The organism is Pantoea sp. WEP, from assembly GCF_041678305.1.
Taxonomy (GTDB): domain Bacteria; phylum Pseudomonadota; class Gammaproteobacteria; order Enterobacterales; family Enterobacteriaceae; genus Pantoea; species Pantoea dispersa.
Genome location: NZ_JBGNXB010000001.1, coordinates 3,577,721 through 3,590,856, shown reverse-complemented (window position 1 = coordinate 3,590,856; position 13,136 = coordinate 3,577,721). Strand labels below are relative to the sequence as shown.

9 protein-coding genes and 5 pseudogenes are annotated in these 13,136 nt (G+C 53.1%); 2 read left to right on the top strand and 12 right to left on the bottom strand.

From position 1 onward, the window contains the following. Window positions 1-33 precede the first annotated feature (33 nt). From ABVR31_RS16825 to ABVR31_RS16795, 7 genes are all read right to left on the bottom strand, one after another. Complete coding sequence (locus ABVR31_RS16825) at window positions 34-1,695, bottom strand: methyl-accepting chemotaxis protein (RefSeq protein WP_372773551.1); 1,662 nt, start codon at window positions 1,693-1,695, stop codon at window positions 34-36. 433 nt (window positions 1,696-2,128) lie between these two features. Continuing rightward, the gene (locus ABVR31_RS16820; protein ID WP_222985823.1) at window positions 2,129-2,383 is read right to left on the bottom strand and encodes a biofilm development regulator YmgB/AriR family protein; all 255 of its coding nucleotides are present in this window, start codon (window positions 2,381-2,383) and stop codon (window positions 2,129-2,131) included. Between the two features lie 100 nt (window positions 2,384-2,483). Beyond that, window positions 2,484-2,756, bottom strand: a complete 273-nt coding sequence (locus ABVR31_RS16815; RefSeq protein WP_059009459.1) for a hypothetical protein — start codon at window positions 2,754-2,756, stop codon at window positions 2,484-2,486. 138 nt (window positions 2,757-2,894) lie between these two features. Beyond that, on the bottom strand, window positions 2,895-3,146 hold the full coding sequence (gene ycgZ / locus ABVR31_RS16810; RefSeq protein WP_222985824.1) for a regulatory protein YcgZ: 252 nt from the start codon (window positions 3,144-3,146) through the stop codon (window positions 2,895-2,897). A 285-nt stretch (window positions 3,147-3,431) separates the two neighbouring features. Further along, window positions 3,432-3,689: a hypothetical protein gene (locus ABVR31_RS16805; RefSeq protein ID WP_059009454.1), complete on the bottom strand. Its 258-nt coding sequence runs from the start codon at window positions 3,687-3,689 to the stop codon at window positions 3,432-3,434. A 248-nt stretch (window positions 3,690-3,937) separates the two neighbouring features. Beyond that, window positions 3,938-4,174: a DUF2171 domain-containing protein gene (locus ABVR31_RS16800; protein WP_372773548.1), complete on the bottom strand. Its 237-nt coding sequence runs from the start codon at window positions 4,172-4,174 to the stop codon at window positions 3,938-3,940. A gap of 751 nt (window positions 4,175-4,925) precedes the next feature. Beyond that, on the bottom strand, window positions 4,926-6,017 hold the full coding sequence (locus ABVR31_RS16795) for a YncE family protein (protein ID WP_372774074.1): 1,092 nt from the start codon (window positions 6,015-6,017) through the stop codon (window positions 4,926-4,928). 445 nt (window positions 6,018-6,462) lie between these two features. Here ABVR31_RS16795 and fhuE point away from each other — a divergent pair, with 445 nt between their 5' ends. Then, window positions 6,463-8,640, top strand: coding sequence for a ferric-rhodotorulic acid/ferric-coprogen receptor FhuE (gene fhuE, locus ABVR31_RS16790; protein ID WP_372773546.1), 2,178 nt, complete (start codon window positions 6,463-6,465; stop codon window positions 8,638-8,640). Window positions 8,641-8,678: 38 nt separating this feature from the next. Here fhuE and ABVR31_RS16785 read toward each other — a convergent pair. The 3 pseudogenes from ABVR31_RS16785 to ABVR31_RS16775 all read right to left on the bottom strand — a co-directional run. Then, a pseudogene (locus tag ABVR31_RS16785) lies at window positions 8,679-9,094 on the bottom strand (C40 family peptidase); the annotation flags it as partial. 18 nt (window positions 9,095-9,112) lie between these two features. After that, window positions 9,113-9,645, bottom strand: a pseudogene (locus ABVR31_RS16780) (IS6 family transposase); the annotation flags it as partial. A gap of 375 nt (window positions 9,646-10,020) precedes the next feature. Beyond that, a pseudogene (locus ABVR31_RS16775) lies at window positions 10,021-10,949 on the bottom strand (phage tail sheath subtilisin-like domain-containing protein); the annotation flags it as partial. Between the two features lie 255 nt (window positions 10,950-11,204). Here ABVR31_RS16775 and ABVR31_RS16770 point away from each other — a divergent pair. After that, a complete protein-coding gene (locus tag ABVR31_RS16770; RefSeq protein ID WP_141097287.1) occupies window positions 11,205-11,498 on the top strand; it encodes a hypothetical protein in 294 nt (97 codons plus the stop codon). Between the two features lie 461 nt (window positions 11,499-11,959). Here the strand turns inward: ABVR31_RS16770 and ABVR31_RS16765 are convergent. After that, window positions 11,960-12,587, bottom strand: a pseudogene (locus ABVR31_RS16765) (recombinase family protein). A gap of 166 nt (window positions 12,588-12,753) precedes the next feature. Then, a pseudogene (locus ABVR31_RS16760) lies at window positions 12,754-12,935 on the bottom strand (lysozyme); the annotation flags it as partial. Between the last annotated feature and the right edge of the window lie 201 nt (window positions 12,936-13,136).

Here is a 13,136-nt window from a genome sequence, read left to right as displayed (position 1 = left end):
CGTGTTTCAGTCTAAGAAACCGTAACTGCTGCCTCAGAAGCTCTTCCAGTTATCATCTCCCGCTGCCGCAACGGCAGGGGTGGGACGTAATGCAGCAGCCGTCCTTATCGGCCGTGTTGCCTGAGCGCGCACAGTGTCTGACTGTCCCGAATCGGGAACCAGCGTAAAGGCACTGACCAGCTGATTCAGCGCCGCCGCCTGCTCCATCAGCGAGCGTGACGCGGCCGAAGCCTCTTCAACCAGCGCGGCGTTCTGCTGCGTCACGTCATCCATCTGGTTTACGGCAATATGGACCTGCCCGATACCCTGAGATTGTTCACTGGCGGCAACGGATATCTCATCGACAAGGTCGGTGACCTGCCGCACGGCGTCGTTCATGCGGGACATATTCTCTCCTACACCCTCAGCCTGCGTCGCTCCGGCTTCGACAAAGCCCATGGATGACTCAATCAGCTCCTTGATTTCGCGGGCGGAAGAAGAGGAGCGCTGCGCGAGGTTGCGGACTTCGCCGGCGACCACAGCGAAACCACGGCCCTGCTCCCCGGCACGCGCGGCCTCGACGGCGGCGTTCAGGGCCAGAATGTTGGTCTGAAACGCAATCCCTTCAATGAGCCCGATAATATCCGTAATTTTTGCAGAGCTCCCCCTGATGTCACCCATTGTGCCCAACAGCGTGCGCACCCGGCTGGCGCTGTCTTCAGAAATATCGCGGGCATTTTTCGCCAGCTGACTGGCAAGCTGTGTGTTTTCTGCGGTCTGACGTACGGTCTCACTCAGCTCTGACATGCTTGCCGCCGTCTGCTCCAGCGAGGCAGCCTGCTCCTCGGTTCGTGAAGAGAGGTCCTCATTACCGGCTGCTATCTGCGCAGAGGCTGAGCTGACCGACTGTGCAGAAGCCTCGACCTTCGACAGCGAGGCTGAGACGTTTTCAATAAGATGATTAAACGCTTTTGCGGTCAGGCCGATTTCATCCCGGCGCGACTCGTCCACCCTGAGAGTCAGGTCAAGCTGCTGGCTGGCGATTTCCATAGTCTGCCGCATGCCGTTGAGCTGTCCGCGGATAGCGAAAATAGTTTTCAGCGCAAAAAAGGCCAGAATGGAAATGGCCAGCATTGAGCCACCCACAAGGCTCCAGACTGTCATCTGATAAGTCCGGTCATTTTCTTTACGCAGAGTACTACCAATGTTCACATTCAGTTTGAGCTGTTTCTGGTAGCCAGCAATCAGCTGGCGGGCAGCTTCTCCAATGCCGTCATTGCTCTGAAGCGCTCCCAGTGCAACGGCGTCATTCTGTGCGCGTGAGCCAGCAAGAAATGCAGGAAGCGACGATTCAACTTGTTTGATGGTGGAGAACGCCTTCTCTGTCAGTTGCCGGTCCTCCTCGCTCGATATGTCGTTATTTAGGTAATACTGGTTCAGTGATTTGATATTACTGATAGCTTCATCGATTTTCTTTTCGACTTCAGCCTGCCGCCGCGGGTCTGTTGCGCTCTGGTGGCGGTAAAGCCAGATAATAAGGGAGTTACTGCCGTCTACCAGCTTGCCCAGGTCCAGCAGTGAGGCAACGGTATTTTCCTGCACATACTGAAAGCGGGACTGAAATCCGCCGGCAACCATGACGGCCACGATGACCATCGCGACCAGCGCGGCTGAGAGGAGTGAAAAGGTGAGCAATAATCGCTGTGTAATCGTCATCTGTAATTCCTGCCATTGTAAGTGACTGATACTTTATGAAATCTGAAAATAATAAAAACTTTCAGCATATATATCGGCAGAAAAGCAGGAAACGTTATTTCAGGAAAGGCGCACCCGGCGAAATAAATTCTGTTTGTGGCAATCCCATTGCCTGATCCTGTTCGATGAGGATATCCATACAGCATCTCTCAGCAGCACTGTGGCGGATGAGCATCAGCGCCCCCGAGCTCTGAAAGAAAAAAGCCTGTCTGGCCGCTATCGGCCTGCTGGCAGAGCGCCTTCACTGACTCAGAATCGTAATGTTCAGGAATAAACCAGCGGGTCGTTGGCTCTTCCTGAGATACAGGTGCTCATTAACCCGTCCGCTTAAGCAGATAAGGCCTGCGAAGCAGGCCTCATACAATCAGTGTTGTGGCTTCATTGCCGAACCGGACTAAGCGTCCTCTTCCTCTCGCGAATACCCCACAACCATCTCCAGCGCGCCGCGCAGTACATCGAGCCTGACGACGTCAGAGGTGCTCTCCAGCTCTGCTATCAGGCTGAGTATCACGTCCTTTCGCAGCACGCGTCCGCCCTGAGCCTTCAGGCGTGCAAATACCGCGCTGATGATTTCTGATTCAGCGGCCAGCTGATCGCCGCGCTGATTAATTACACTGAGAATTTCTTCTTCGGTTTTGTTCTGCTGCATAACCCATCATCCGGGACAGATAAAGAGAAGGGCGCCGCCGGCGCCCGGGCTGTCTTCAGACTCCGTTCTGCCTCCGCCCGTGGCGGAGATACGTTACCGGTCAGTGCCGGCGCGTGCCTGGCGGAGGGGCATCCTCTGTCATAAACAGCGACTCCGGACTCTGTACGAGCCGGGCGCCAGGAAGCGCCGCACTGACCTCATCAAGCGCCAGTTTCAGGGCCTCAGCCCTGTCGGGATGCGTTTCACGCGCGGCCATTTCGATCAGCCTGACGGCAACCGTTGCACCCGATACCGGTGCATTCTCGCTGAGCAGACCGAGGACGGCCTCACCGATAACGTGGTCCATAAGCATTTCAGTTTTGTTTCTGTACATACCACTTCCCGGGTGTCAGTAAAGGGACGCTTTCCTGTACCTGCCGCCGCTGACGCGGCTGGCTGACGTTACATCCGCATGCATGACCGGATGTGATATCCACGCCGGAGAAGGCACTGCTGTGGGCAGATACCTGATTCAGAGAGCCTCTTCCCGGCCAAACAGCAGGCCAATCAGCGTGCGGCAGAGCTGCTCCTCTTCTGCGCTGCCCGCGAGCTCCAGGCGACGTACGAGCTTTGCGCAGATGGCCGGCCGGTTGAGGGCGGCGCCGCTGCGCAGGATTTCCACCACGATCTGCCCCAGCATGGCCTGCTGCGAAGGGAGTTGGGCGTCAGTGAAATAACGGGCAATGTCTCCCGCATTATCAGGTTGCATGCTGTTCTGGCGCATAGTCATTTCTCTCGAGATAATGGTTAAAATGTCATCGGGTGATGATGCGCGGAAAGTTATACAAAAAATAAAAACCTGTACAGAAATATTTTTGACGGTGAAATGAATTTTTTAGCAAAAAATGCTAATCATTATAAATCATGAGGATAAATAACTTATCTTACGAAGGGCGGAGGGGGGCATCCCTGACAGTTTCTCCGGCCGGCACGCGCACAGCGCGCCCGATGCGAGGCTGGCTTTTCATCGTCGTGTCCCGGCCAGAGCCGTTCTACGTTCCAGGTCGTTCTAACCGTCGTTTTCCTGACCCGTCATCGTCATCCAGTGCAGCTCAGCCTGCTCGCGACTGCCGTACTGACGGAAACCCTGCAGCCAGCGTCTGGCATCAAAGATTTCCGCAAGCTTCTCGTCGCTGACGTCAGCTTCGGCCATCACGGCGAGCTCCTTTCTCAGGGACCCTACCGTACTGTCCTGGCCGGCGCTCGCCAGGCTGACCGCTGCCTCTCCGATAATGAGATGGCCTTTCTCATCGTCGTGATAGAACACAGCAAATCCTCCTTCTCGGGAAAATAACAACCTCAGGACTGAATGTAGACGGAGAAGGCGCCTTCACCAGAAGAAAAATCTGTCATATGGATAAGAAGTAAAATATTGGTTTTGTGTGGCGGAGTCGCCGGGTGTAGAACAGAATATAAATGCGTGAGAAAAACTGATGTGTTCAGTACCAGGGGAATATGCGGTCAATACAATAACGCTTTAAAAATTAGCCGCGGCATAACAGCCGCGGCGTTTCGTTACACAGCCTGCCACTCACTTTCAACTTCATCTTTAGATTTGGAAAGAATGACTTTATTGTCATCCACTTCATTAACCCAGCTGAAGGGGATGATGTGATGCTGACCGCCAGCTTCCGGGTCGCTTTTCGCCAGCTTAATTTTGTCATCACCCTCGAAGTGGTCAACAACACCCACGTGCTCGCCGTTAACGTCCACTACCTGAGCATGGTCCAGAACTTCTGTTTTATCAACCATAATTAATCCTTAATAACGTCTGGTAAATGATAAATTAACCCAGTCATCATGCTGGGTATGCTTTTAAAGCGTGGGTTATTAATGTGTCTGGCGTCAAGAAATTAACATAATGAAACATCTTCCTCATCGCAGTGTATGGCGCATACCTCTGTCCCGCCTTTCAGCCGCGAGGCTGCAGAGGCCGGTCTGAAAACTATTTACCCGGTGCCATGATGAAAGCGCCGGCTGGATTAGATCCAGACTCAGTTAAGGTAAATCGTTGAATTATTCCCCTGGCACTTCCCGGACTCTTTATGAATACGGTTAATCTGCCCTGTGCCACTCTTCTACAGACAACCATACTTTTTCTGGCCTGAATTACTGCCGGTGGATGGATGAGGTAACCTGATTTCCAGCGTTCTGAACGCTACAAAAATGATTAAAGGTGTCGCACTGTATTTTCGGCTCTGTTGCAAAGATCAGCGGCGCTGATAAACTTTCTTCCCATTTTCACCAGTGACGCACCCCATGAATGTATTTAAAGGCGGGCATTTTCATGCGCGACATCATCTTCTGGGTGAAATGCGCCTGGTAGCCAGAGTGTTTGAAATGTGGGCCTTTATCATCGGCCAGAAGGCATATCAACTTTAATATTTGCAACAGTGCCTAAATGCGCACCCTACGAAAACTTCGCACGATCTTCGTAGTGTTGTGACCAAAAAGCGCTTAACAGCAAGCATCAGGGCAGCTTTCGCCGCCCTTTTCATAACTGTTACTTCAACGCAATACGCGCGATGTCGTCAGCGCCTTTTGTAGAAGAGTCTTTATTAAATTCCGCTTTCAGGGTCACATACAGGGTGTTGTCGTCTGGGCCAATCAGCAGACTGTTAGGATTCTGATCAAACGACCAGCTGTTTTTCACCGCGTAAGTGGTGGCATCCAGCTGCAGCACTTTCTTCGATTCACGCTGGCTGATGTAGATTTCGTTGCGCTTCGCGTTGAATTTGATGCCCAGCGAGTCACCTTCAATACGTTTGATCACTTTGCCGGTGTGCTCGTCGAGTACCAGTGTCGCTTTTCCTTTGGAATCGTCAGTGATGAACAGACGGCCAGTGGCAGGATCTTCTGCCATGTTCAGGAACAGATACTCTTTACCGTCACCCGCCGTCCAACGCTTCTCGATTTTGTGGGTGCGCGGGTTAATCACCAAAATTTCGCCAGAACCATTGGCGGCATAAATGCGCTCAGTGACCGGGGAATAGATCAGGCCCGTTACCCATTTACCGGCATTTTTGATCTCGGTTTTTAGCTTGAAGGTTTTCGTATCAACCACCGAGATGTAACCTGGATCGGCAACGCGGCCCACGTATAATTCGTTGCCGTGCCACAGCACTTCACGGGCGCCCGCCGGATAACCTTCTTTACTGATTTTGCCTGGGAACACCAGACGTGCCAGCACTTTGCCACTCTGGGCATCAACCTTAGAGATTGCGCCATCCAATGAGTTAGTGGTGTAGAACACACTGCCTTGTTCATCGATTGCCGCACCAAAGTTTTTCAGATCGGTGTGAGTCTCGCCTTCAGTCGCCAGGGTTGCTGGGTGCAGACGATAGATAACACCGCCATTCACATCCTTAAAGCTCTGCGCGCTGGCGACAAACAGCCCTTTTGAGTCCTGTGAGTAAACCATCTCATACAGGCCATCACCCAGGACACGCTGTGTCACGGCGGTATCAACCGGTTTAGCGGTTTCAGCAACAGGGGCTTCGGCTTTTTTAGCAGGCGCCTGACAAGCAGTCAGACTAAATGCAGCAGCAACCGCCATGGCAACAGCGGCTTTGCGCGGACTAAACAACGATTTCATGCAGTACTCCATCAATGGATGAACGGCTCCGACCGTATCTAACGAGCGGAAAATATAAGAAGAATGAGAATCATACGCATTAAGATGAAGGAGGCAAATATTCACGTGGATTTCTCTGCTCTCCCGCTTTCAAACAGAAAAAATGTTCACTGCATCTGCCGCGCCATTTACCGCAAAGTTCCTGTTTATTCCCGTAACAAAAATGAAAACGCCAGCAACTAACGGGTTATGAACGCATCCATCACACTGATTTCGTTGTTATTTACACATTATTACACTTCAGGTTGAATCATTGCGAGATTCTATAAAGCAAATGATTATCATTGGCGTTCGTAAACAGGAATACGCCGCACCTGCCCCTTTTCTATGGGGGTAAATTCAGGCGCAAACATAACAACCGAAGCCTGATGGCTTTACATAACAATCATTGACCACGGAAATAATTATGTCTTCGAAAGGCAGGGATTCAGGCATCCGAAAAACGTATAGCGTGTCGCTTTTGGCGATGGCAGTACATACCCTTCTCAATCCAGGCATAGTACAGGCGGCAGATAACACGCAGCAGGATTTGGTGGTTAATGCCATCACCAGCGACAACAGCGGAGATAATGAGAAGCAGGATTATGCGGTGAAAACCACGCGTGCTGGCACCAAGTTGTTACTGACGCCGCGCGATGTGCCGCAATCGGTCAGTGTGGTGACTCAGCAGCGTATGCAGGACCAGCAATTACAAACCGTCACCGATGTTTTGAATAACACCACCGGCATCACCAGTAACCTGGTCGACTCAGAACGTTCAGAATATTATTCACGCGGTTTTAAAATCACCAACTTCACCTTTGACGGCATCCCCACGTCGGTGGGTGACAGCTGGAACTACGGTGATGCCGCCTCTGATACCGCGATTTATGATCGTATCGAAGTGGTACGTGGTGCGACCGGACTGATGACTGGTGCGGGCAGCCCATCAGCGTCGGTGAATATGGTGCGTAAGCACGCCGACAGCAAAGAATTCACCGGTAGCGTCAGTGCCAGTTACGGCAGTTGGAATAAGCAGCGCTATGTGGCTGACATTGCGGGCCCGCTGAACAGTAACGGCTCGTTGCGCGGACGTGTTGTAACGGGTTATCAGGACCAGGACAGCTGGTTAGACCGTTACCATAAAAACAAGAAGTTCCTGTATGGCGTCGTTGATGCCGACCTTACCGAACACACCACGCTTTCACTGGGTTATGACTATGAGAAAGCCGACACGCGTGATCCTACCTGGGGCGGCTTACCAGTGTTCTACAGCAATGGATCACTGACGCATTACAATCGCAGTCTCAACTCCGCCGCCGACTGGACTTATTACCACACTGAAGTGCAGAAGTTGTATGCCGACCTGGTGCATAACTTCAACAATGGCTGGAGCATTCATGTTAACGGCACACATGCGAAAAATACCTTTAGCGATAAACTGCTCAATATCTACAGCGCCTTCCCGGATGAAACCACGGGTGAAGGGGTGACCGGTTACGGCAGCCTCGATCGCGGTAAACGTGAACAAACTTCCGTTGATGGCTATGCCAGCGGTCCGTTTGAGTTGTTTGGACGTCAACATCAGCTCATGGCGGGTGTAAGCTACAGCCGTCAGCATAACCAAACCTACAGTCAGGATGGCGTCACCGATCTGGATGAATACGACATTACGTCAGCCGACATGGGGGCTTTTAATAACAACTGGACCGGCAATATCGCTGAACCGCAGTGGCAAGGCTGGTATCTCAACGCCAATGACGTGATCCGTCAGAAATCCGCCTACACCGCCGCGCGCTTCTCGCTGGCTGATCCACTGTCACTGATTATTGGGGCGCGCTACACCGAGTGGAGTACCAACGGCAGCAGTGGCAATATGACCAAGAGCAATACGACGCCGTATGCCGGTTTGGTGTATGACATCAACGATACCTGGTCAGCCTATGCCAGCTACACCTCGATCTTCCAGCCCCAGACTTACCGCGACGCCTCAGGTCATTACCTGTCGCCAGTTACCGGGAAAAGTTACGAAACGGGACTGAAATCAGCGTGGTTTGATGGTCGCCTGACGGCTACCGTCGCGGTATTCCGCATCCAGCAAGAGAATGTCGGTACGGCTATTGACGGCGTTTATGTTAATAACAGTAGCGAGCAAGCGTACTACGCCACTAAGGGCGCGCGCAGTAAGGGTGCAGAGTTTGAGCTAAACGGGGCCTTGACCGATAACCTGCAACTGACCTTCGGTGCCACACGTTACGTGGCACGCGACAGTGATGGGCGATATAACCCGGATCAGCCGCAAACCGACTTCAAACTGTTTACGCGCTACCAGGTACCGATGTTGCCAGACCTGACCATTGGCGGCGGCATCAACTGGCAGAACCGTACCTTTGAAGATGTCAGCGCACCAGATGGCAGTACGCAGCGTGTTTATCAGGGCAGCTATCCGCTGGCCAACCTGTTTGCGCGTTATCAGGTCACCAAACAAGTTGCGGTGCAGGCCAACGTCGATAATTTATTTGACCGCGAGTACTACACCTATATGAACAACTATGTTTACGGTGAACCGCGTAACTTCTCGGTGAGTGTCTCTTATCAGTTTTGATTGAAAAATCCCCGGTGCTAAGCCGGGGATTTTTGACATCAGACCTTGTTTTTATAATTAAGACTGAGCTGCGAATTCTGCTCATGCGGTAAACGCCACGCTTCTAAATAAACCGATTTCCAGTACGGATTATTCAGGGATGAGCGCATCACGCCCCGGCTAACCGAAGCGTGAAGGAATTGATGATCGGTGTCATAAAAGCCGACGTATAACTCATGTTTGATACTAAAGAACACTAAATCACCGGGTTGCAGGTGTGACTGATCAACCGGCTGATCCATGGCGATTAATTCTTTGGTGGTGACACGATCCATCGGAATATTAAAACGATCTTTTAACGTGCGCCAGACGAATCCCGAGCAATCACCCCCGTTAATTGCGTTCGACCCCACTGGTATTTGGTGCCTTCCCATGAGTGCATCTGATCGTGTAATGCGGCTATCATGGGGATTAAATGGCACTGTTGCAAATATTAAAGTTGATATGCCTTCTGGCCGATGATAAAGGCCCACATTTCAAACACTCTGGCTACTAAGTGCATTTCACCCAGAGGATGGCCGAAGTAGAATGACTCAGCCTGGCCTTTGCACAGCGCGCGCATCACTTCAATCCCTTTTATCGTGGCGTGAGCTGTCTTAATCGATTTAAACCCCAGCGTGGCGCTGATTATCCGTTTCAGCTTGCCATGACCGCATTCGATAACGTTGTTCCGGTATTTGATCTGCCGGTGCTCCACCTCCGGCGGGCATTTCCCTTGACGTTTCAGTAACGCCAGTGCCCGGGGGGAGTCGGTGCTTTGTCTGTACTGATGATGCGCGGGATCTTCCACTGTTTTACGTTGTTTAAAATCTTACCCAGAAACCGGTACGCGGCATTCGTATTGCGATGCGGCGAAAAGTAAAAATCGACAGTGCGGCCCCTGCTGTCAACGGCCCGGTACGGATAAGCCCACCGGCCATTCACTTTGATATAAGTTTCATCCAGATGCCATGAACAGAAGCCGGAATGCTGTCCCGTAAAGAAAGACCCAGTGGAAGTCCGCCCGCTTTCGCGTGGGGTAATGTCGCCCGGAAGCTCAACCCCTTTCTGCCCGGTTACAGGGCAGCATTCGCTTTCTCCACCTTCCTGTACCCGCACCTCCATCAGCTTCCCTTGCGGTCGGCTTGCCAGCGTGGGCAGAAGTACGGGCTTACCGTGTTTCACTTCAGTAACAGAATGGGTCAGACCCTGCCTCTTCATCGGCAATCGTGATGTGCGTGTGCTCTCACTCGACAAAAGAGCAGCCGATTGCGTACCTTTTGGTTCAAGCCTGTCAGCATCTTTGGCTTGTCAATGTTAACGGCGATTCACAGTAGTTCACTTATGTTGGTCATGCCATTCACCCTCGATAATGTCGCGGGCCAGCGGCGGGTTCAGCGGGCCGTCAACGGACCACATCTACGCCTCGGCATGGTGTCCATCAGCACCTGCGCGGTGCGGGTGTAGCATTCAAACGCAAACAGCGGATCGTCGCTCAGGCAGCGGGAACCCCAGAAGCGGTAGCCGTCTTTGCGGATAAGCGTGGTGACGTCGTTCTGGTTAAGCAGGCCCGCGTCGGTAGCCGGATCCTGTAAATCCCAGAATACGTCCTTTGAAATACCGGTCACGCCGTTCACGCCGACGTTAGAGAGCGACTTATGCCAGCCGGTTTGTTCGTCGATTTTGGCGCGCAGGCCCAGCGCGCGGGCGGTGGCGTAGGCCGTGGCGTCCTGCTTCAGTACGGTGTCAAAGCTGATGAAGTCCGACCAGATCAGCATCCCTTCGCGCTGGCTGAAGTTGGCGCGGTAAGCGATCGCCTCCTCCACGCTTTTGCAGCCGTAGGCGGACAGGTACGCAAACCCGCGCAGGCTCTGCGCCACACTCAGCAACTCGGTTGCAACGGCCTGCGTATCGTGCCCAGGCGCGCCGAGGATGCGCGGCTTTACGTCGCACACCGACTGCGCGGCCAGCAACGCTTTCATACCGGTGCGCTGGCCGTCGGTGACGCCGCCGATGATGTTCGCGGAGGTCTCCGCCTCAGTCTCGCCCTGCGGCACGCGCACCACGACGGTGACGGGTTTGGACTGGTCGGCGATAGCGTCCAGCGATCGGGCCAGCGTGCCGGATTCGCCCGCCTTGCCGCTGGCGGTGAGTACGTCGGTCAGCAGCACCGGTCGGTTAAGCGAGAATGTTGCCGGGTCGGCGTCGTCGCCGGTGCAGACCAGCCCGACGATCGCGGTACTGACGGTGGTAATGGTTCGGGTGCCCTCGTTGATTTCCTCAACGCGCACGCCGTGATGATAATCCTGTGCCGTTTGGCGGTTCTCCTGTTAAGGGGTTCCGCTATGGTCGTGCCTCATTGCAGATGGCGCATCTGAGTAGTGTTGTGTGAGGGCTCACACAATTATCCGCGACTCCGGAGTAACTGCCGTACCCGCTGGTACAAATTAAGAATGGACCGAATCAGGGATTATTCCCCCTGAATCCGATTGATAACCCTCTTCAATACTTTAACTATGAGGGAAATGTTAAACGGGAGAATAACGATGAAACTGGCCCCGAAACATTACCGCCTGTTGTCCCTACTGCAGGAAAGAGGCTCGATTCCCGCGCGTATCAGGCCTGTTATAAGGGAAGAATTGGTGGCAATGGGCCTCGCTGAATATTTTCACTGTGAGGAGTGGCTCAGGGAAAAGGAACGCTACAGGCTGACGAAGCAGGGCCGGGAATTACTTGAGAAACACGATAAAGAGATTGAGCAGGAAAAGCAGCGTGCCGCCGGTGAGTCACGGCCATTTCGTCCTGGAAGGCCGCGAAAGGACAGCAACCGCTTCCCTTGACGCTTCCAGTCTACAGACTAGCCTTGGTAGGCATTCTAATAAAATCGACGTTTTCGTTACCCCATATTATCCGCGCGCTGGCGCGGTTTTTTTTGCCCAGTAAATCAGTTCGACAGTGTTTAGTCTTGTCATATCAACTCGCCCGCAAATCATGCAATGGGGTATTTGTCAGCGAGACATCTCACCTGCCGTAACCCGATATCCTGCGTAGTGTACCCTCTCAAAACATTGCATCACCTTGACGATGCCGTTAAACCGGTTATATTTACCTACCTGAATAAGAAATTGTGTTTTCATTTTAGTTTGCTGCCGCGCCCTCCAGCGCGGTTTTTTTTGCCCCTGATATAATCACACTGCTGACAGTTAAGTTCTTTATCTTCGCGATTCAAACAAATCATTATCCATTTGTGCAGTAATGGTATTCTCTCACAGCGATTTATCCTGTCGCGAATTTCACTTCTTTATTTTTCCGCCCGACATACCTGGTCAGGTTGCGGCGTTTTTTTATCTGTAATGCTTTCGTCCTTAAGCTCTCTTGGTCTTGCCGCCGGAATATAGCGGTATAGTGTTTTGACTGACACTTCCAGCACCAGTGAAACCTGCAGCATTGTTGCCCCCTGAACCAGCATCCGCTCAGCCCTGGCTGTCACGTCCGCTGTCATCACCCGCCGGCGGCCCCCAACGCGCCCTTTTTCCCGCGCAGCTGCCAGCCCAGCGCGGGTTCGCTCTACGATCAGCTCGCGTTCCATTTCCGCAAGCGCCCCCATCACGTGAAAGAAAAAGCGCCCCATCGGCGTGCTGGTATCAATGCTGTCGGTCAGGCTGCGGAAATTAACGCCGCGTTCACGCAGTTTCTTCCGTCAGCATTACCAGATGACGCATGCTGCGCCCGAGCCTGTCCAGCTTCCAGACAACCAGCGTGTCCCCGGCTTGCAGGCAACGCAGCGCCTTTTTCAGTCCGGGGCGAACACGGGTTTTTCCGCTGATCCTGTCCTCGAAAATCAGCTCACAATCTGCGCTCTGAAGCGCAATCCGCTGTAAATCCGTGTTTTGGTCATTTGTTGATACCCTGATGTAGCCAATCAGCACGCTGCAATCTCCGCAAATGGGCGTGAGTGTGCCAGTCCAGGCCATCACGGGCCAGGCCATTGATTCGCCTAAACCTCGGTTTAGACGATATCGCAAAAGCGGGGGTTGCGACCGGCGTAATGGCATGGCCGGGTTATGCGATACTGCCGCTTATCATCAATGGTGCAAAGGTCACCATGGTTGAGCCGCAGGCGTTGCCGGTGCCGACGTTGAACGCCAGCGACACCAGCGCGTCGCAAACCTGCTGCGCGCCACGCAGCGCGCCAGTGCCGCCTCGACGCGTAACACGTTGGTGGTGAAGTTGCCCGCCGCCTGCCGCTCGGTGATCGTCTTGCCGGGAATGACGCCCAACCTGGCGTCCCACCCGTATTGATGCTCACAGGTAACGCTTCACCTCACGGTATCCGCGCGGCCTAAGTCCGGACTACCTTGTTCTGGCAGCTTCACACAGGCCCGTTGCCGATCCTGCATGTGCCAGTAGGCTACTGATGACGGAACATCAGGTTCCTCTCTGATTTCTCAGCGGAACAATTACTGAAGCGACTTTTT

Excerpts from the sequence above, each read along its gene's own strand:
- ABVR31_RS16795 (WP_372774074.1), bottom strand. The coding sequence starts at position 6,017 with ATGAAATCGTTGTTTAGTCCGCGCAAAGCCGCTGTTGCCATGGCGGTT.
- ABVR31_RS16825 (WP_372773551.1), bottom strand. The coding sequence starts at position 1,695 with ATGACGATTACACAGCGATTATTGCTCACCTTTTCACTCCTCTCAGCC.
- ABVR31_RS16815 (WP_059009459.1), bottom strand. The coding sequence starts at position 2,756 with ATGTACAGAAACAAAACTGAAATGCTTATGGACCACGTTATCGGTGAG.
- ABVR31_RS16820 (WP_222985823.1), bottom strand. The coding sequence starts at position 2,383 with ATGCAGCAGAACAAAACCGAAGAAGAAATTCTCAGTGTAATTAATCAG.
- ycgZ (WP_222985824.1), bottom strand. The coding sequence starts at position 3,146 with ATGCGCCAGAACAGCATGCAACCTGATAATGCGGGAGACATTGCCCGT.
- ABVR31_RS16770 (WP_141097287.1), top strand. The coding sequence starts at position 11,205 with ATGAAACTGGCCCCGAAACATTACCGCCTGTTGTCCCTACTGCAGGAA.
- fhuE (WP_372773546.1), top strand. The coding sequence starts at position 6,463 with ATGTCTTCGAAAGGCAGGGATTCAGGCATCCGAAAAACGTATAGCGTG.
- ABVR31_RS16800 (WP_372773548.1), bottom strand. The coding sequence starts at position 4,174 with ATGGTTGATAAAACAGAAGTTCTGGACCATGCTCAGGTAGTGGACGTT.